This window comes from Dactylosporangium sp. NPDC051484 (assembly GCF_040689395.1).
In the GTDB taxonomy this organism is placed as follows: Bacteria; Actinomycetota; Actinomycetes; order Mycobacteriales; family Micromonosporaceae; genus Dactylosporangium.
In genome coordinates, this window is sequence record NZ_JBFAZX010000045.1 from 1 (window position 1) to 18,282 (window position 18,282).

Annotated in this window: 18 protein-coding genes, 1 pseudogene and 1 riboswitch; of the genes and pseudogenes, 15 read left to right on the top strand and 4 right to left on the bottom strand. The window is 71.2% G+C overall.

The window, feature by feature from the left end; genetic code table 11:
* Positions 1-112: 112 nt before the first annotated feature.
* Entirely contained in the window at positions 113-673 is a 561-nt protein-coding gene (locus AB0367_RS36180) for a hemerythrin domain-containing protein (RefSeq protein WP_366231027.1), read from the bottom strand.
* A 173-nt stretch (positions 674-846) separates the two neighbouring features.
* Between AB0367_RS36180 and rpe the strand changes: the two genes are divergently transcribed.
* From rpe to ribH, 6 genes are all read left to right on the top strand, one after another.
* Entirely contained in the window at positions 847-1,509 is a 663-nt protein-coding gene (rpe, locus tag AB0367_RS36185) for a ribulose-phosphate 3-epimerase (protein ID WP_366231028.1), read from the top strand.
* Between the two features lie 178 nt (positions 1,510-1,687).
* A complete protein-coding gene (locus AB0367_RS36190) occupies positions 1,688-2,638 on the top strand; it encodes a response regulator (RefSeq protein ID WP_366231029.1) in 951 nt (316 codons plus the stop codon).
* A 68-nt stretch (positions 2,639-2,706) separates the two neighbouring features.
* Positions 2,707-2,855: riboswitch (FMN riboswitch) on the top strand.
* Between the two features lie 120 nt (positions 2,856-2,975).
* The gene (gene ribD, locus AB0367_RS36195; RefSeq protein WP_366231030.1) at positions 2,976-4,010 is read left to right on the top strand and encodes a bifunctional diaminohydroxyphosphoribosylaminopyrimidine deaminase/5-amino-6-(5-phosphoribosylamino)uracil reductase RibD; all 1,035 of its coding nucleotides are present in this window, start codon (positions 2,976-2,978) and stop codon (positions 4,008-4,010) included.
* 3 nt (positions 4,011-4,013) lie between these two features.
* Positions 4,014-4,613, top strand: a complete 600-nt coding sequence (locus tag AB0367_RS36200) for a riboflavin synthase (RefSeq protein ID WP_366231031.1) — start codon at positions 4,014-4,016, stop codon at positions 4,611-4,613.
* Positions 4,610-5,854 carry a bifunctional 3,4-dihydroxy-2-butanone-4-phosphate synthase/GTP cyclohydrolase II gene (locus AB0367_RS36205; protein ID WP_366231032.1) on the top strand — a complete coding sequence of 415 codons (1,245 nt, stop codon included), beginning with the start codon at positions 4,610-4,612 and terminating at the stop codon, positions 5,852-5,854. The genes AB0367_RS36200 and AB0367_RS36205 overlap by 4 nt, the downstream gene beginning before the upstream one ends.
* On the top strand, positions 5,854-6,330 hold the full coding sequence (gene ribH, locus AB0367_RS36210; protein WP_366231033.1) for a 6,7-dimethyl-8-ribityllumazine synthase: 477 nt from the start codon (positions 5,854-5,856) through the stop codon (positions 6,328-6,330). Before AB0367_RS36205 ends, ribH begins: the two co-directional genes overlap by 1 nt.
* 76 nt (positions 6,331-6,406) lie before the next feature.
* Here the strand turns inward: ribH and AB0367_RS36215 are convergent, their stop codons facing one another.
* From AB0367_RS36215 to AB0367_RS36225, 3 genes and pseudogenes are all read right to left on the bottom strand, one after another.
* Positions 6,407-6,895, bottom strand: coding sequence for a hypothetical protein (locus tag AB0367_RS36215; protein ID WP_366231034.1), 489 nt, complete (start codon positions 6,893-6,895; stop codon positions 6,407-6,409).
* A 561-nt stretch (positions 6,896-7,456) separates the two neighbouring features.
* Positions 7,457-8,162 (bottom strand): annotated as a pseudogene (locus AB0367_RS36220) (transposase family protein); the annotation flags it as partial.
* Positions 8,163-9,541: 1,379 nt separating this feature from the next.
* The gene (locus tag AB0367_RS36225) at positions 9,542-10,027 is read right to left on the bottom strand and encodes a transposase (protein ID WP_366231035.1); all 486 of its coding nucleotides are present in this window, start codon (positions 10,025-10,027) and stop codon (positions 9,542-9,544) included.
* Between the two features lie 198 nt (positions 10,028-10,225).
* Between AB0367_RS36225 and AB0367_RS36230 the strand changes: the two genes are divergently transcribed.
* The 9 genes from AB0367_RS36230 to pheT all read left to right on the top strand — a co-directional run bounded on the left by AB0367_RS36230 (position 10,226) and on the right by pheT (position 18,086).
* Positions 10,226-10,489 (top strand): phosphoribosyl-ATP diphosphatase, encoded by a 264-nt coding sequence (locus AB0367_RS36230; RefSeq protein WP_366231036.1) that lies wholly within the window; start codon positions 10,226-10,228, stop codon positions 10,487-10,489.
* Between the two features lie 51 nt (positions 10,490-10,540).
* Positions 10,541-11,392 (top strand): ATP phosphoribosyltransferase, encoded by an 852-nt coding sequence (gene hisG / locus AB0367_RS36235; protein ID WP_366231037.1) that lies wholly within the window; start codon positions 10,541-10,543, stop codon positions 11,390-11,392.
* Positions 11,393-11,407: 15 nt separating this feature from the next.
* Positions 11,408-11,869, top strand: a complete 462-nt coding sequence (locus AB0367_RS36240; protein WP_366231038.1) for a PH domain-containing protein — start codon at positions 11,408-11,410, stop codon at positions 11,867-11,869.
* A 275-nt stretch (positions 11,870-12,144) separates the two neighbouring features.
* A complete protein-coding gene (infC, locus tag AB0367_RS36245) occupies positions 12,145-12,762 on the top strand; it encodes a translation initiation factor IF-3 (protein WP_366231054.1) in 618 nt (205 codons plus the stop codon).
* Positions 12,763-12,941: 179 nt separating this feature from the next.
* Positions 12,942-13,136 (top strand): 50S ribosomal protein L35, encoded by a 195-nt coding sequence (gene rpmI, locus AB0367_RS36250; protein ID WP_366231039.1) that lies wholly within the window; start codon positions 12,942-12,944, stop codon positions 13,134-13,136.
* Positions 13,137-13,219: 83 nt separating this feature from the next.
* Positions 13,220-13,582, top strand: coding sequence for a 50S ribosomal protein L20 (gene rplT, locus AB0367_RS36255; RefSeq protein ID WP_350550700.1), 363 nt, complete (start codon positions 13,220-13,222; stop codon positions 13,580-13,582).
* Positions 13,569-14,375 carry an RNA methyltransferase gene (locus AB0367_RS36260; RefSeq protein WP_366231040.1) on the top strand — a complete coding sequence of 269 codons (807 nt, stop codon included), beginning with the start codon at positions 13,569-13,571 and terminating at the stop codon, positions 14,373-14,375. Before rplT ends, AB0367_RS36260 begins: the two co-directional genes overlap by 14 nt.
* A 125-nt stretch (positions 14,376-14,500) precedes the next feature.
* A complete protein-coding gene (gene pheS / locus AB0367_RS36265) occupies positions 14,501-15,595 on the top strand; it encodes a phenylalanine--tRNA ligase subunit alpha (RefSeq protein ID WP_366231041.1) in 1,095 nt (364 codons plus the stop codon).
* Position 15,596: 1 nt separating this feature from the next.
* Positions 15,597-18,086: a phenylalanine--tRNA ligase subunit beta gene (pheT, locus tag AB0367_RS36270; RefSeq protein WP_366231042.1), complete on the top strand. Its 2,490-nt coding sequence runs from the start codon at positions 15,597-15,599 to the stop codon at positions 18,084-18,086.
* The last annotated feature ends 196 nt before the right edge of the window (positions 18,087-18,282 follow it).

Sequence of the window (18,282 nt, forward strand, 5' to 3'; positions counted from 1 at the left end):
CCGCCTACGCGCCACCCACCACGACGTCGGCAAGACCACCAAACGAGACAAGACCCTCAAAGCTCGCAAGCAGCGCGAAGGTTAAACAACAAGCTTGGTCCTGGTGCGTTGCTCAGCTGAGCGTGTCCGAGTTGTGCGTGAGCGGGTCACGCTGGTGCGGAAGCGCCGGGGGGCGCGCGTCGGGGATGAGTGCCGCGACGGCGGCACGGCTGCCGCAGCGGGCCGCGACGAGCCGGTCCCGCTCGGCGGTCCAGGCCGTGCCGAGCGCCTCGCGGGTCGCCGGGTCCAGCTGCAGCCGGGCGTCGTTGAGCAGCGTGCGCTCCTCCTCGTCGACGTGGTGGGCGAGCGAGTTCGCGAGCTTGCCCAGCACCCGGTCGAACTCGGCGGACAGCACGTCCGCCACGTCGAGCAGCGCCAGCAGCTTGCGGTGCCCGTCGGCATGCTCGTCCGCCCCGTGCTCGACGTGCCTGCCGCCGCCGGCGAGTTCCCGCAGCTTCGGATACACCTCGGACTCCTCGGCGCCGGCATGCCCGACGAGCAGGTCCGCAAGCTCCGCCCGCCCGGCGAGCCGCCGCTGGCGCACCGCCGCGGCATCCACGTCGCGCGCCCGCAACACCCGCAACAGATGCTCGAACCGCACGTGATCGGCGATGATCGCCTCGACGACATCCATGGTGACCATTTTGCAGCCTTGGCGGCCGCTTCGCCGGACATCGACCGAACCGCTCCACCCATCGCCCAAGATCCCCCGTCCATCCCCCGCCCGGCTTGAGCTGAGGCGGCGGCCGGGTGGCCGGGGGACGTGCACCTGACGTGGGCGGTGGGCGGGCTCGATAGCATCACGCTGTGTCGGACAACGTGATTGCGCCCTCGATTCTTGCTGCGGACTTCGCTCGGCTCGCCGATGAGGCACGGGCCGTGGAGGAGGCCGCGGACTGGTTGCACGTGGATGTCATGGACTACCACTTCGTCCCGAATCTCACGATCGGGCTGCCCGTGGTGCAGAGTCTGCGGAAGGCGACCACGCTGCCGTTCGACTGTCACCTCATGATCGCGGATCCGGCTCGGTGGGCACCCGCCTACGCGGAGGCGGGGGCGTACAACGTCACCTTCCACGCCGAGGCCGCGACCGATCCGGTGGCGATCGCCAAGGATCTGCGGGCCGCGGGAAGCCGGGCGGGGCTGGCGATCGACCGGGACACGCCCGTCGACGGATACCTCGAGCTGCTGCCCCACTTCGACCTGCTACTCATCATGACGATCAAGGCGGGCTTCGGCGGGCAGGCGTTCCTGCCCGAGATGCTCGACAAGGTGCGCACCGCTCGGCGGCACGTCGACGCCGGCCACCTCGAGCTGCGCATTGAAGTCGACGGCGGAGTGGCCGAAGATACGATCGCGGCGTGTGCCGAGGCGGGGGCGGACGCGTTCGTGGCCGGGACCGCTGTGTACGGAGCGCAGGACCCTGCCGCGGCCGTGCGCAAGCTGCGGGCCATCGCCACGAATGGCTAGGCACGGCTAGGCACGGACAAGAGCGACTCATCCGGCTCAAAGGTGGCGGATCCGGATGAAACGCCTCATGGACGGAAGCGGCGCCCACCGCACCGCGACACGAGGCACAACCCGAGCGAAGCGGACAGCAAGGCCGCGAAAGCGGTGGAAGAGCACATAACGAGCAGACAGGACGGCAGTGGGCGAACGCGACGTCATTCTCGTGGTCGACGACGACGTCGACATCGCCCGGTTCATCGAGTTCAACCTCGAACTCGAGGGCTTCGACGTGCTGCTGGCGCACGACGGGGCCACGGCGCTGTCGCTGATCCAGGAGTACAAGCCGGCGCTGGCGGTGGTCGACTGGATGATGCCGCAGCTCGACGGGCTCGAGCTGACCCGCCGGCTGCGCGCCGACCCGATGACCGCGTCGATGCCGGTGATCCTGCTGACGGCGCGCGGGCAGACCGCGGACAAGGTGATCGGGCTGCAGGCGGGGGCGGACGACTACCTGGTCAAGCCGTTCGACACGCTGGAGCTGGTGGCGCGGGTGCGCTCCACGCTGCGGCGCAACCAGGAGAACCGCGAGGTCTCGCCGCTGACGGGGCTGCCCGGCAACACCCGGATCCTGCGCGAGATCACGGACCGGGCGCGGGCCGGCAGCGACTTCGCGGTGTCGCATGTCGACATCGACCGCTTCAAGCCCGTCAACGACGTCTACGGGTTCGCGCGCGGCGACGAGTTCATCATCGCGCTCGCCCGAGCATTGCACCGGGCCGTGGTCGAGGTCGGGCTGCCGCCGGCGTTCCTGGGGCACATCGGCGGGGACGACTTCCTGATCGTGTGCGCGCCCGAGCAGCTCAAGGAGCTCACGACGAAGGCGATCCTGGAATTCCAGGCCGCCTCCGACGCGCTGTACGACCCGGTCGACGCCGAGCGCGGCTACATCGAGGTGCTCTCGCGCGCCGGCGAGGTCCAGCAGCCCAACCTGGTGACCCTGTCGATCGGGGTGGCCATCGGCACGCCCGAGAGCGGCAACTTCACCGACCCGCGCGAGATCATCGCCATCGCCACCGAGATGAAGAAGGTGGCCAAGAAGCACAACGGCAACTACGTGGCGGTCGACCGGCGCAGCGCCGTCGAGTTGTGACGCATATCCCGGGGTGTGATCCGGTAAGGACCGCGATTTCTGTGTAAGACTCATGACAAGTACCCACCACGCGCTGGCGGGGCTCGGTGAAATTCCGAACCGGCGGTAACCGGCCCATCACGGGCCGGAAGCCCGCGACCCGGTCGAAGCCATCGGCCGGTGGATCTGGTGTGAATCCAGGGCCGACGGTCATAGTCCGGATGGGAGTTCAGCGCGCGGGATCCGGTGTCGCCCGAGTCGGGTGAGCCGGTGGGCTGCTGCGCGCTACCCCGGCGCATCTTCGCCGGGATCGCCGGTATCCCCCCGCGTGTGATCACGGACCACGCGGGAGAGGGCCATGGCAGACGACGAGACGTTCATGCGACGCGCCATTGAGCTGGCGCGCCTGAGCCTCGGCGAGACCAGCCCCAACCCCAACGTCGGCTGCGTCATCGTGGCCCCGGACGGCCGGATCGTCGGCGAGGGGCGCACCGCGCCGGCCGGCGGGCCGCACGCCGAGGTCGGGGCGCTGCGACAGGCGGGCGAGCTGGCCCGCGGCGCCACCGCCTACGTCACGCTGGAGCCCTGCGACCACACCGGCCGCACCGGACCCTGCTCGCACGCCCTGGTCGCCGCGGGGGTGGCGCGCGTCGTGGCCGGCGTCCGCGACCCCAACCCGGTCGCCGCGGGCGGCGCCGAGACGTTGCGGTCCGCCGGGGTCGTCGTCGACATGGGTTCGGTACTGCACGAGCTCGCCCACGACGCCATGGAGGGCTGGCTCACCGCCGTCTCCCGGGGCACCCCTTACGTCATCTGGAAGTTCGCGGCCACGCTCGACGGTCGCTCCGCCGCCGCGGACGGGACCAGCAAGTGGATCACCTCGCCGGACGCGCGGGCCGACGTGCACCGGCTGAGGGCCGGCGTCGACGCGATCATCGCCGGGATCGGCACCGTGCTGGCCGACGATCCGCAGCTCACCGTGCGTTCGCCGGAGGGCGGGCCGGCGCAGCGCCAGCCGCTGCGCGTGGTCGTCGCGGGCACCCGCGGTACCGAATCCGGCTTGCGGGTTTTTGATCTTTCGGCGCCGACCTGGGTCGTGACACCGGGGGAGGACGGGCGCGCCGACCTGCCGGCCATGCTCCGCGAGCTGTACGCGCGCGGGGTCCGCGTCGCGCTGCTGGAGGGCGGCCCGACGCTCGCGGGCGCGTTCCTGGCCGCGGGGCTGGTCGACCGGGTCGTCGCATACCTCGCGCCCAAGCTGCTCGGCGCCGGCCCCGCGGCGCTGGGCTTCGCGGGAATCTCCAGCATCGCCGCGGCATTGACGCTAGACGTTGTCGACCTCGCCAGGATCGGGCCCGACGTGCGCCTGACGGCAACAGTGAAAGGTGCGTGAGCAGTGTTCACCGGCATCATCGAAGAGCTCGGTATGGTCGTCGGGATCGACGAGCTGGGCGACTCAGCCCGGCTCGCGATCCGCGGCACGACCGTCGCCTCCGACGCCGCCCACGGCGACTCGATATCCGTCAACGGGGTCTGTCTGACCGTGGTCGACAACGCCGACGGCGTCTTCACCGCGGACGTGATGGGCGAGACCCTCAAGCGCTCGACGCTCGGATCGCTGCGCGCCGGGGCGGCCGTCAACCTCGAACGGGCCGCGACCGTCGCCACCCGCCTCGGCGGGCACATCGTGCAGGGCCACGTGGACGGGGTCGGCTCGGTCCTGTCCCGCGAGGCCGGCGACCAGTGGGAGACGGTCACGTTCTCGCTGCCGGAGGGGCTGGGCCGGTATGTGGTGGAGAAGGGCTCCATCACCGTCGACGGGATCTCGCTCACCGTCACCGCCGTCACCGACGACACGTTCTCAGTCGGGCTGATCCCGACCACGCTCAAACTCACGACGCTCGGCGCCAAGGGCGTTGCCGAGCGGGTCAATCTGGAGGTCGACATCATGGCGAAGTACGTGGAGAAGCTGCTCGGGAAGGCGCGGCAGTCATGAGCGCCCCGGTTGCCGGTCTCGATTCGATCGAGCGGGCCGTCAAGGACATCGCCGCCGGCCGCCCCGTCCTCGTCGTCGACGACGAGGACCGCGAGAACGAGGGCGACCTGATCTTCGCGGCCGAGTTCGCCACCCCCGAGCTGGTCGCGTTCATGGTGCGCTACACCTCCGGGTACATCTGCGTGCCGATCACCGAGGACGAGGCCGACCGCCTGGACCTCCCGCCGATGTACCGCACGAACGAGGACCGCCGCGGCACCGCGTACGCGGTGACCGTCGACGCGCGCTTCGGCGGTACCACCGGGATCTCCGCCGCCGACCGCGCCCGCACCATCAAGCTGCTCGCCTCGGCCGACACTCAGCCGCACGACCTCTCCCGCCCCGGGCACATCGTGCCGCTGCGTGCCAAGGAGGGCGGCGTGCTGCGCCGGGCCGGCCACACCGAGGCGGCCGTCGACCTGACCACCTTGGCCGGCCTGCGCCCGGCCGGCGTGCTGTGCGAGATGGTCAACGACGACGGCACCATGATGCGCCTGCCGGACCTGCGCAAGTTCGCCGCCGAGCACGACCTGGCGCTGATCAGCATCGCCGACCTCATCTCGTACCGCCGGCACAACGAGAAGCAGATCGAGCGAGTGGCCGAGACCCGGCTGCCGACCGAGCACGGGGTGTTCCGCGCGGTCGGGTACACCCAGCACTTCGGCAACGGCGAGCACATCGCGCTCGTCTACGGCGACCTCGACGACGGCGAGGACGTGCTCGTGCGGGTCCACTCCGAGTGCCTCACCGGCGACGTGTTCAGCTCGGTGCGCTGCGACTGCGGCCCCCAGCTGGAGGCGTCCATGAAGATGGTCGCCGCCGAGGGCCGCGGCGTGGTCCTCTACATGCGCGGGCATGAGGGCCGGGGGATCGGCCTGATCCACAAGCTGCAGGCGTACCAGCTGCAGGACCTCGGCCGCGACACCGTGGACGCCAACCTCGACCTCGGCCTGCCCGCCGACGCCCGCGACTACGGAGTCGGCGCGCAGATCCTCGCCGACCTCGGCATCACATCGATGCGACTGCTCACGAACAACCCGGCGAAGCGGGCGGGCCTGGAGGGGTACGGTCTGTCGGTGCTGCACCGCGTGTCCCTGCCGACCCGGCCGCACCCGGAGAACGTGCGCTACCTGCGCACCAAGCGGGACCGGATGGGGCACCTGCTGGACGAGCTCGACGAGGTCGCGGAGGGACTTGCGTAATGGCTGGTAGTGGGGCACCCGTCCTGCAACGGGTGGACGGCACGGGGCTGAGCCTGGGGATCGTGGCCACCCGGTGGCACGGCGAACTGGTCGACCACATGCTGAGCCGGGCGATCGAGGCCGGCGAGGCGTCCAACGTCGACCACATCACGGTCGCCCGGGTCGACGGGGCGGTCGAGCTGTCGGTCGTGGCGCAGGCGCTGGCGCGTCGCTTCGACGCGGTGGTCGCCCTGGGCGTGGTGATCCGGGGGGACACGGCCCACTTCGAGTACGTCTGCCAGTCCGTGACCGACGGCCTCACGCGGGTGGCCCTGGACGAGTCGACACCGGTGGCGCACGGCGTGCTGACGGTGGACAACTACGAACAGGCCCGGACGCGGGCCGGGTTCGAGGATTCCGCGGAGGACAAGGGCTACGGGGCGGCCCTGGCCGCGCTGGACGCGGCAGTCGCGCTGCGCGTGATCGCCAAGTCCTGAACGCGGTCGCGCGGCCCGTCACACCCCGAGCGGCGTGACGGGCCGGGCGCCGAAGACGCCGTCAGGCAGGAACAGTTCAGATCTCGAGGGCGCTCGCCAGGTCGTCGCGGAAGGTGCGTTCCGCCTGTGTCACCTGCTCGCCGCCCAGGCCCAGCACGCCACCCGTGCGGGCGGCGCCGACCACCTGGTCGGCCACGGTGACGACCCAGTAGCGGTACGCCTCGGCGTCGCCCGGCTCGGCCTTCGAGGCGAGGAGTTCGTGCGCGGCGCGGGCGCGGGAGATCACGTCGGCCAGGCCGGCGTCGCGGTCCGGGAACTCGATGATCGGCGGCTCGTCGCCATGGGTGACGTCGCCCTGGCGGGAGACCACCTCCGATGCGACGGACGTGACCAGGGAGCTGGACGAGCCGCGGCCGTCCGCGATGGCGGTCATGCCGGCCGTCCACTCCTCGCGGGTGCGCCGGCTGCCGTCGCGTTCCGCCTGGGACGCCGCGATCAGGACGGACTGCGGGAGGCCGACGAGCAGGCCCCACTCTTCGTCGGTGTACTTCGGCTCCGTATCCACGATCGGCAGGGTAACCATGCGATCAGACCGGCAAACCGATGGGCGCGCCGTGTGCCTTGACGGGCAGGTGCCGGGCGATCTGGTCGTCGTCGCGGCACCGCATGACGAGCACGGCGGTGAAGGTCTTGGTGATCGACCCCCTCGCCCACCCGGAAGGTCCATAGCGGACGGTCAGCCCGGTGGACGGCCACGCTGAGCGCCAGGACCCGGCTCTCCGCCGGGACCCGTCGGGCCATCCTTTCGTACCGTTGAACCGGCCTCATGGCATGACCATGGGCCCGAGCGTCCGGCCGCCGAGCACGTGCACGTGCGCGACGGTCGCCGGGATCTCGCCGGCGATCTCGCGCAGGATCGGCTTCGGCCCACTACCCGACGTCATCACCATGCACCTGGATGCCGGCTACGACTCCCGCGACCTGCTCACCGCCCGCGTTTGGCCGCTGGGCTACGCCGAGAGCACCGTCGCCCGGCGGCCGGCCAGATCGCTGGCAAGGGCAGCAAAGCCCCCATCCAGGCGTTGGCACATTGAATCCGTCCGGCACAACGCCTACTTCGACCTCGCCGATACAGTGCGTTGCCGCGTTCGGTGATGGCTCGCACGCCGTTGTGGGCCTGGTTGAGCTGCTGTTGCGCGAGGGTGAGCCGGCCGTTCTTGGGTGTCTTGAATGCCACGGTGATGGTGTCGGCTTCGCCTTCGTAGCCGAGGTCGCCGAGCGTGCGCAGGTCCGCGCCAATCGCGGTGAGGGCGGGCAGGATCTCGGGATGGGTGCGCACCGCCGTGGTGGTGTCGTGCTCACGGCCCGGTCGCACCTTGGAGGTCCAGATCGGCCAGCCGTCCGGCACGGTGATGACCTGGACGTTGCCGCCGTGGTTGGCGTGTTTGCCCGACCACCACGGATCCACCCCGGGCGTGGGCCCTGGTGTGCGGCACCGGTCCGTTTCGATCAGTGTGCCGTCGATGGTGACGTGGCTGTAGCCGGCCGTCTTGGCCGCCGGCAGCGCACCGTGCGGGCTGGGTGACCGGGCTGCGAGGACGTCGATGCCTTCGTGCGGGTAGGCGTAGCCGGTGGACCGGCCGATCGCGTTGTCCCGGGCCCCGGGTGCCGTCCAGGAGCCAGCGCAGGACCGGAACCGCCTGGTCGTGGCAGGTCAACGCCCGCGTGCCGGCGCGGGTACCCCGCCGCACCCGCTCCGCGCTCAGCAGCGAGGTCAGGAAGTCCACCGTCTCGTCGCGTACCGGCAGGACCGAGGTGCATGTGACACGCATCGTCGACGCAGCACCCTATGAAGTTGATCTGTGAGAGGACCACCTTCAAACCGGGGTGCTGCGCTTTTTTCGTTACACCGCATCGGGTTCGGCGTGTCACCAGCGCGGTAGCGCGAGCGACTACCCAGCGTCGCCCGTCGTTACTCGCAATGGCTCATTATCAGCGGCGTGAGCGTGCACCATTTGACATTTTGGAATGCCCTTCGGGGCGGCGGTTCCGGTCGGGTTCCGGGATAATGGCATGCATGGGGCAGCTGCAATTATTTTCCAGGACGGAATTGGCCGCCATGCGTGACCGGACGAGGTCACGTCGTTATTGTCCGGCGAATGAGCAGTTCCGCCGGGAGCATGCCCGGCATCGGGAATGGGGCCTGGCCAGACGGCATGCCGAGAAGCTGCGTCGCGTGCGCGGTGACACCCCGCCAGCGGTCAGCGACCAGCGGGACGGCCAGATGCAGGGGCCGGTACAGGGGCCGGTGCCACCTCCGCCGCCTCCCACGGTCACACGGCATGACCAGGCACGGCATGACCAGGCGCGACGTCCCGCGAGCAGCACCGCGGCAAACGACTGCGATCCCGCCCCGTGCCAAGCCGACGGCGCCGGGCAGCCCCATCCCGTCCCGAAGCGTCGCCGCGCATCCACGCCACAACTGCGCCGGTCCGCCGGTCCAGCAACGCATCGAATGGTTCGCGGCAATATACGGCGCCCGGTGCATCACGGCCGCCTTTCGACAATGCCGTGCACGGCCGGACGGAAGCTCTACCGAATTCCCCGAAAGGCGGGAACAAGCAGCCGCTGTCCCCATGGACCGCCGGTGCCGATTTCCCGAATGTCTCGACAATGGCGACGGCCCGCGCAACGCACACGTCGACAGCGTGTACCGCTCTGAGTAGCAAATAGGCGGTCTCATGGTCGGCGGGCGGGTTGTCGAGGTCCGGGCTCGCCCCGGTGGACCACTGTGCGATCACGCCGCGGGGATGTGCTCGTGGCGAATCGGGATCGTCGGACCGTGTTTTGTCGACTCGAAGACTGGGCCGGATGTGCGAGTAGCGGCTACCCACGCTCCGAAGGGTTCCGTGCCGGGAGGCTCGATCCGGGCCGGATCGCTCGGCGGCGCTGCAGCCGGTGTCAGGTGCCACGCTCTCCGCCGACGCGAAGGCGCGGCCAGGAGACACGTATTCGCTCGCCTCGCTGGTCAAGGCCTGGTGCTGGCGCCGCATCAGCCGTACAGCTTCGAGCGCTGTGGTGGTGGCGCACTAGCGGCCGGACGGGCCGGCGAAGGCGCTCGTCGACCTGTCGGCCGCGCACACCGTGCCTGGCATCGTGGACGTGGAGCCTGGCCCGGACCACCCGTACTGGGTCATCGAGACGACCGGCTTCAAGGCGGTCTGGCCGGCTGGCTTTGGCATCGAGTCGACCGTCGACCCATACTGCCTCGTGCCGGCCGGGACGTGATGATCGCCGCGGGCCAGACAGTTGTCGCCCGCCGCACCATGGGCGCTCTTCGAAATTCGCGGGGGCCGAGATGCCCGCGGGCTTTGCGGGTGGTGGCGGTTCGGGTTCGTCGTCGCTGGTTGATGGGGTTGCGGAAGCCGCAGGCTTCGCGGGCGATGGTCTTGATGACCCGGTTGGTGATGCCGGAGTGCGGGAATGCCAGGATTTCCAGCCGCCACGTCTCGACGGTTGTGGCCAGGCGTTCCAGCTCGGGGAGGTCAGCGTCGGCGTAGCGGCGGTAGAACCGGTGCGGCAGGTCGCGGACCTCCTCCCGGTCCGGGTGGGTGCGGGCGGTGGCGATCGGTGCACCGGTCGGTGCGGGTAGGTCGGCGGGCTCGTCGAGGAGGGCGTCGGCGTGTTCGCCGCGCATGCGGGCGGCACTCGCGCGTCGTCCGCGTGTGATGTCCGGCGCCTGGGTAGGGCGCGGTAGCGGCATGCGACGGTGGGGGAGGCGTGTGTGCCCGCTGACGCGCCTCCGGCCGGTACACCGGCTGCTCGGGTGAGGCGCGACACGCCTGTCAGTAACCGGATTCCGTTTCGGGTCGCAGACCTGCGAGAATTCGAGCCCGTGAAGACCTTCGAGGAGCTGTTCGCCGAGTTGAGTGTTAAGGCGGCAGCGGGCGCACCCGGATCCGGCACCGTGGCGGCGCTGGAGAAAGGCGTGCATTTCATCGGCAAGAAGGTCGTCGAGGAGGCCGCCGAGAGCTGGATGGCGGCCGAGCACGAGGGGCCGCAGCGCACCGCGGAGGAGCTCTCGCAGCTGCTGTACCAGGTGCAGTGCCTGATGCTGGCGACCGGGCTTTCGCTGGAAGACGTCTACCGACATCTGTAGTTCGGTCCCGTCCTTCCCCGAAACCCCCGCCACCCGTCTGGAGACAACCAAATGCTTCGCATCGCCGTGCCCAACAAGGGCACCCTCTCCGTGCCCGCCGCCCAGATGCTGCAGGAAGCCGGCTACCGCCAGCGCTCCGACCCCAAGGACCTGCTCTACCGGGACGAGCCCAACGGCGTCGAGTTCTTCTACCTGCGTCCGCGTGACATCGCCACCTACGTCGGCTCCGGCGACCTCGATCTCGGCATCACCGGCCGCGACCTGCTCATCGACGCGGGCAGCCCGGCCGCCGAGGTGCTCGACCTCAACTTCGGCAGGGCCACCATCCGGTTCGCCGCCGTGCCCGGCTCGGTGAAGGGCACGAGCCCCGCCGACCTCGAGGGGCTGCGCGTGGCCACCGCCTACCCGGGCGTCATGCAGCGCTACTTCGCCGAGCACGGCGTGCGCGCCGAGGTCATCCGGCTCGATGGCGCCGTGGAGAACGCGATCCGCCTCGGCGTCGCCGACGTCATCGCCGACGTGGTCGAGACCGGCAAGACCCTCCGGCAGGCCGGGCTGGACACGGTCGGCGATCCCATCCTCAAGTCCTCGGCGGTCCTGATCCGCCGGGCCGGCGAGGAACTTCCCGCGGGTGTACCGCAGCTGCTGCGCCGCCTGCAGGGCGTCCTCGTCGCCCGGCAGTACGTCATGCTCGCCTACGACGTGCGGGCCGACTCGCTCGACGCCGCGGTCGCGCTGACCCCCGGCATCGAGTCGCCCACCATCTCGCCGCTGCACCGCGAGGGCTGGGTGGCGGTCCAGGCGATGGTACCGCAGGCCGACGTGCACCGGATCATGGACGAGCTCTACGAGGTGGGCGCCCGCGCCATCCTGGTGACCGGGATCCACGCCTGCCGGCTGTAGTGGCAGACTGGGGCCGTGAGCACGCCTTCTTCGGTCACCGCACGGCCCCAGCGGGCCCGGATCATCGCCTATGTCCTCGCGCTCGTCGTCGTCGTGGTCTTCACGCTGATCGCGACGGGGCTGCACGGCAAGACGGGTGACGGGCCCGGGTTCTTCCAGCGCGGTGACCAGGCGGCGATGATCGGCCTGGGCCTGTGCGCCGCAGCCGGCATCCTGCTGATGACCCGGCCGCGGGCCGTGGCCGACGAGCACGGGGTGCGGGTGCGCAACATCATCGGCACCTACGACCTGCCCTGGGACGCGGTGCGGGCGGTCACCTTCGGCCGCGGTGCCCCGTGGCTCACCCTCGAGCTGCATGACGACGATCGGGTCGCGGTCATGGCGGTGCAGATCGCCGACAAGGACTACGCCGTGCGGGCCGCCCGTGGGCTGCGCGCCCTGCACACCGCGAGCCGGACGCCGGCCGTGGTAGAGTAGTCGCGTCGACCGCATCCCGTCCCCAAAACGGGGTGTTCGAAGCGGGACCGCTGAGGTCCCCACCCGTGCAGCTTGTAGGCGGCCGGGTCCGGTCCGGCCGGTCCGCCTCGTGTGGATGGGTCGAAACGGCCCTCGCCTGCGCACGCGCGGCGGGGGTTTTTGGCATTGCCGCAGCGTCGGCCTGAAGGGGCTGGGTGCTGGCGGGCGGGGCCGGAAATGCCGGACACGCGGGATGCGTTGACCACATGAGTTGAAACACCTATCGAGGAGGCCACATCAGCGTCGAGCCACGCGTCAACGAGCAGATCCGGGCACGTGAGGTCCGGCTGGTCGGCCCGGAGGGTGAGCAGGTGGGCATCGTCCCGCTCGAGCGCGCACTCCAGCTGGCCGCCGACGTGGACCTGGACCTGGTCGAAGTTGCGCCCATGGCACGCCCGCCCGTCTGCAAGCTCATGGACTTCGGCAAGTTCAAGTACGAGAGCGCGCTCAAGGCCCGGGAAGCCCGGCGTAACCAGCAGCAGACCGTCATCAAGGAGATGAAGCTCCGCCCGAAGATCGATCCGCACGACTACGAGACCAAGAAGGGTCACGTGGTGCGGTTCCTGAAGGCGGGCGACAAGGTCAAGGTAACGATCATGTTCCGTGGCCGCGAGCAGAGCCGCCCGGAGCTTGGTTTCCGGCTGCTGCGCAAGCTCTCGGAGGAGATCTCGGAGCTGGGCTTCGTCGAGGCCGCGCCCAAGCAGGACGGCCGCAACATGATCATGGTCTTGGCACCTCACCGCAACGTGAAGGCCGCGGCGACGCAAAGCCGCGAGAAGGCGGACGGCGGCACGGGCTCGGAGGGCGAATCGGTCGCCGAGCTGCCCGAGGTCGTCACCGCCGACCAGGCGTAACCACGCTGGGGCGGCGCCGCCGACAAGGCACGCACAGCATCGTCATATCAACCACCGCGTCGTGCGGGCGGGACCCGCACAACGCGGAGTTCCCGGCTGCGCGCCGGAACGCAACGGCACCCTGACGCCACGTGACGACAGGGTGCCGGCGCACCCGATGAATGAAGGGCAGCACAAGCATGCCGAAGTTCAAACCGCACTCCGGGATGAAGAAGCGCGTGAAGATCACCGGTCGCGGCAAGATCCTCAGCGAGCCGGCGGGCAAGCGGCACCTGCTCGAGGTCAAGCCCAGCCGCCGGACCCGGCGCCTGAGCGGCAACGTCGAGCTCGGCCAGTCGGAGACCCGCAAGGTCAACAAGCTCCTCGGCCGATAACCAGCGGCGCTCTCCCCCCGACCTTCCTTGACTTTTCGACCGGCCCAGGCCCCGGGCCGGTCTCGCATGAGGAGTAACGAACCGTGGCACGCGTGAAGCGGGCAGTGAATGCCCAGAAGAAGCGCCGCACCGTCCTGGAGACCGCCAGCGGTTACCGCGGGCAGCGCTCGCGCCTGTACCGCAAGGCCAAGGAGCAGGTGCTGCACTCGATGCAGTACGCCTACCGCGACCGTCGCGACCGCAAGGGTGACTTCCGCCAGCTGTGGATCACCCGCATCAACGCCGCGGCCCGCGCGAACGGCCTGACGTACAACCGCCTCATCCAGGGCCTGCGCCTCGCCGGCGTCGAGGTGGACCGCAAGATCCTCGCCGAGCTCGCGGTCAGCGACGCGAAGGCGTTCAGTGGCCTGGTTCAGGTGGCGAAGTCGGCCGTTGCCGCAGCCTGATCCGCACGCACAGCAGTCGCGACCCGGGGTGTTCACCGTTCGGACACCCCGGGTCGTGGCCGCTCGGCGCCTGCACCGCCGCCGCGACCGCGACGAGACCGGTCGCTTCCTGGCCGAGGGCCCGCAGGCCGTCCGGGAGGCGCTGCGGACCGGCGCCGTCGCCGAGGTCTTCGCCACCGCCGACGCGGTGGCCCGCTATCCGGAGCTGACCGCCGGCGCCTCCCTCGTCGATGACGCCGCCATGCAGGCGCTCGCCGATACTGTGCAGCCGCAGGGCCTCGTCGCCGTCTGCGAGCAGCGCGACGTCCCGCTCGCAGCCGCCCTCGATCGCGGCCCGCGTCTGCTCGCCGTCTGCGTCGACATCCGTGACCCCGGCAATGCCGGCACCGTGCTGCGCACCGCCGACGCGGCCGGCGCCACCGCCGTCGTCTTCGCCGGCGATTCCGTCGACCCGTACAACGGCAAGGCCGTGCGGTCCTCCGCCGGCAGCCTGTTCCACGTCGACGTGGTCCGCGCCCGCGACGCCGCGGCCACCGTCGCCGCGTTGCGTGCGGCCGGCGTCCAGGTGCTCGCCGCCGACGGCTACGGCGAGACCGACCTGTTCGACCTCGCCACCCTCGACCGGCCGACCGCCTGGCTGTTCGGCTCCGAGGCGCACGGCCTGCCGAAGGAGCTCGAGGCCGACCGGCGGGTGCGGGTGCCGCTCTACGGGGGAGCCGAGAGCCTGAACTTGGCGGCAGCCGCGGCCGTCTGCCTGTACACTTCTGCGAAGGCACTGAGGAGGCAGCTGTGAACCTGTTTATCCAGCCCGCCGGTGACGGTGGGCGGACGGGACCTCACCCCTCCTGACACCTTCCCACGACCGGCGGGCGGACCTCACTACACTGTCCGAGGCCAATCTCCCGTGGGAAGAGTCCGATGACGTACCGCAATGATCCTTACGATCCGAAGCAGGCCGCGCTGCTCGACCAGAGCGCGCTCGACGACGCGGTCGCCGCGGCCGACAAGGCGTTCTCCGGCGCCGGCGACCTCGACGCGCTCGCCGCGCTGAAGCACCAGCACCTCGGCGACCGCGCCCCGGTGTCCCTGGCCCGCCGCGAGATCGGCTCGCTGCCCCCGGCCGCCAAGGCCGACGCCGGCAAGCGCGTCAACCTTGCCCGCGTCGCGATCCAAGGCGCCTACGACGCCCGCCTGGCGGTGCTCACCGCCGAGCGTGAGGAGCGGGTGCTCGTCGAGGAGGCGGTGGACGTCACGCTCCCGACCGGCCGCCGGCCGGTGGGCGCCCAGCACCCGCTGACCAAGATCATGGATCGGGTCGGTGACCTGTTCGTGAGCATGGGCTACGAGGTCGCCGAGGGGCCCGAGGTCGAGTGGGAGTGGTACAACTTCGACGCCCTCAACATGCACCCCGCCCACCCGGCGCGCTCGATGATGGACACGTTCTTCGTCGCCGCCGGGGGCGCCGGTGCGCCTGCCCGCGACGAGGACTCGCGCGTCGTGCTGCGCACCCACACCTCGCCGGTGCAGGCGCGCACGATGACGACCCGCAAGCCGCCCATCTACATCGTCTGCCCCGGCCGGGTGTATCGCACCGACGAGCTCGACGCGACCCACACCCCCGTCTTCCACCAGGTCGAGGGCCTGGTCGTGGACAAGGGCATCACGATGGGCCACCTCAAGGGCACGCTGGACAACTTCGTCAAGGGCATGTTCGGGCCGCAGGCGAAGACCCGGCTCCGGCCGTCGTACTTCCCGTTCGTCGAGCCGGGAGCCGAGATCGACCTGTGGTTCCCGCAGCACCGCGACGGCCCGCGCTGGGTCGAGTGGGGCGGCTGCGGCATGGTCAACCCGCGGGTGCTGCGCGCGTGCGGGATCGACCCGGAGGAGTACTCCGGCTTCGCGTTCGGCATGGGCATCGAGCGGGCGCTGATGTTCCGTAACGAGGCGGCCGACATGCGCGACATGGTGGAGGGCGACGTGCGGTACGCGCGGGCGTTCGGATGGGAGGCCTGAGGTGCGCGTTTCGCTTTCCTGGCTGCGTGAGCACGTCGACCTGCCGGCCGGCCTCGACGCCGACGGGCTGGAGAAGGCCCTCGTCAAGGTCGGCCTGGAGGTCGAGGAGCTGATCGACGCGGGTGCCACCGTGTCCGGGCCGCTCGTCGTCGGGCGGGTCGAGTCGATCGAGGAGCTGCAGGGGCTGAAGAAGCCCATCCGGTACTGCCTCGTCGACGTCGGCGGCGCCCAGCCCCAGGGCATCGTCTGCGGCGCCCGCAACTTCGCCGAGGGCGACCTGGTCGTGGTGGCGCTGCCCGGCGCCGTGCTGCCCGGCGACTTCGCGATCTCGGCGCGCAAGACCTACGGCCGCGTCTCCAACGGCATGATCTGCTCGGGCCAGGAGCTCGGGGTGAGCGACGACCACGACGGCATCATCGTGCTGCCCTGCGGCCCGGACAATCCGGAGACGGCGAAGCCCGGCGACGAGGCCCGCCCGCTGGTCGGGCTGGACGACGTCGTGGTCGAGGTCAACGTCACCCCGGACCGCGGGTACTGCTTCTCGGTCCGCGGCATCGCCCGCGAGCTGTCGCACTCCCTCGGCGGCGCCTACCGCGACCCGGTCGCGGCGGTCGTCCCGCTGGAGGGTGACGGCGCACCGGCGTACCCGATCGAGGTGCTCGACTCCGTCGCGTGCGACCGGTTCACCGCCGTCGCCGTGCGCGGCGTCGACCCGGCCGCGCCCAGCCCGCAGTGGATCCGCCAGCGGCTGGCCACGGCCGGCGTCCGCTCGATCTCGCTGCCGGTCGACATCACCAACTACGTGATGATCGAGATGGGCCAGCCGATGCACGCCTGGGACCTCGAACGGCTCACCGGCCCGCTGGTGGTGCGCCGCGCGCAGGCCGGCGAGAAGCTCACGACGCTGGACGGCGTCGCCCGGGCGCTCGACCCGGAGGACATCATCATCGCCGACGACACCGGCGTGGTCTCGCTCGCCGCGGTCATGGGTGGCAGCACCACGGAGGTGTCCCCGGCGACGGTCGACGTGCTGTTCGAGGCCGCGCACTGGGACCCGCGCTCGGTGGCCCGCACGATCCGCCGGCACAAGCTGCCCAGCGAGGCCGGCAAGCGCTACGAGCGCGGCGTCGACCCGCAGATCACCGCGGTGGCCTGTGCGCGGGCGGCGGCGCTGCTGGCCGAGTACGGCGGCGGCACCGTGTCCACCGGCGTCACCGACGTCTCCTCGGTGGTGCCGCCGGCGCCGATCACGATGTCCGTGGCACGCCCGTCGGAGCTGGCCGGCGTCGAGTACTCGCAGGAGCGCGTCCTCGAGATCCTCGCGATGATCGGCACGCAGGTGGTGGCCGACGGCGACCTGCTCACCGTCACCCCGCCGAGCTGGCGGCACGACCTCAACGACCCGGCCGACCTCGCCGAGGAGGTGCTGCGCCTCGACGGGTACGACCGGATCCCCAGCGTGCTGCCGATCGCGCCGCCCGGCCGGGGCCTCACCGCGACCCAGCGCCGCCGGCGCACCGTCGGGCGGGCGCTCGCCGACGCCGGCTACGTCGAGACGCTGTGCTACCCGTTCGTGGGCACGCACACGCTCGACGCGCTGCGCATCCCGGCCGGCGATCCCCGCCGCGACACGGTGCTGCTGCGCAACCCGCTGTCCGACGAGGAGCCGGCGCTGCGCACCACGCTGCTGCCGCCGCTGCTCGCGACGCTTCGCCGCAACCTCGGCCGGGGACTGCGCGACCTGGCGCTGTTCGAGATCGGGCTGGTCTTCCTGCCCAACGGGCCGCTGGGGGTCGCGCCGGCCGCCGGAGCCGACGGGCCGCCGAGCGCCGAGGAGCTCGCCGCGGTCGACGAGCTGCTGCCGCGCCAGCCGTGGCACGTGGCCGCCGTCATCGCCGGCGACGCAGAGCCGGCGGGCTGGTGGGGCGGCGGGCGCCCGGCCGACTGGGCCGACGCGGTCGAGGCCGCCCGGAGCGTCGCCGCGGCCGCCGGCGTCGAGCTGACGGTCCGCGCCGCGGCGCAGGCGCCGTGGCACCCGGGCCGCTGCGCGGCGCTGCTCGTCGGCGACACCGTCGTCGGGCACGCCGGTGAGCTGCACCCGGCGGTCTGCGCCGACCTGGACCTGCCCCGCCGCACCGTGGCGATGGAGCTGGACCTGGACGCGCTGCCGATCCCGGGCGTGTCGATCGCGCCGCGGCTGTCGAGCTTCCCGACCGCCCTGATCGACGTGGCGCTCGTGGTCGACGCGGCCACCCCGGCCGGCGAGGTCGAGGCGGCGCTGGCCGAGGGCGCCGGGCCGCTGCTGGAGTCGGTGCGGCTGTTCGACGTGTACTCCGGGGCGCAGCTCGGCGAGGGGCGCAAGTCCCTGGCGTACAAGCTCACGTTCCGGGCGCCGGACCGCACACTCACCGGTGAGGAGGCGCTCGCCGCCCGCGACGCGGCGGTGGCGGCCGCGGCCTCCCGTCTCGGCGCGGTGCTGCGCGGCGCGTAACGCCACCGCTGCGCACAGGGGGCGCCAGGCGAGGAATCCGCCTGGCGTCCCCTGTGCGCGTTCGCGGAAGTGGCCGCGAAGCGGGCATGGCGGACCCCCGGCTGCGCCCGCGCGGAGCGCGTGCCAGGCTGGTGACAGTGCCCAGGACGCGATGGCGCGCAGCGGAGGCAAAAGTGGCCGCGGAGCGGGCATGGGG

What these genes read in the sequence shown, in the direction of transcription:
- ribH (WP_366231033.1), top strand. Translation starts at nt 5,854, where the DNA reads ATGGCTGGTAGTGGGGCACCCGTCCTGCAACGGGTGGACGGCACGGGG.
- hisG (WP_366231037.1), top strand. Translation starts at nt 10,541, where the DNA reads ATGCTTCGCATCGCCGTGCCCAACAAGGGCACCCTCTCCGTGCCCGCC.
- AB0367_RS36225 (WP_366231035.1), bottom strand. Translation starts at nt 10,027, where the DNA reads ATGCGCGGCGAACACGCCGACGCCCTCCTCGACGAGCCCGCCGACCTA.
- rpmI (WP_366231039.1), top strand. Translation starts at nt 12,942, where the DNA reads ATGCCGAAGTTCAAACCGCACTCCGGGATGAAGAAGCGCGTGAAGATC.
- AB0367_RS36205 (WP_366231032.1), top strand. Translation starts at nt 4,610, where the DNA reads ATGAGCGCCCCGGTTGCCGGTCTCGATTCGATCGAGCGGGCCGTCAAG.
- ribD (WP_366231030.1), top strand. Translation starts at nt 2,976, where the DNA reads ATGGCAGACGACGAGACGTTCATGCGACGCGCCATTGAGCTGGCGCGC.
- AB0367_RS36180 (WP_366231027.1), bottom strand. Translation starts at nt 673, where the DNA reads ATGGATGTCGTCGAGGCGATCATCGCCGATCACGTGCGGTTCGAGCAT.
- pheS (WP_366231041.1), top strand. Translation starts at nt 14,501, where the DNA reads ATGACGTACCGCAATGATCCTTACGATCCGAAGCAGGCCGCGCTGCTC.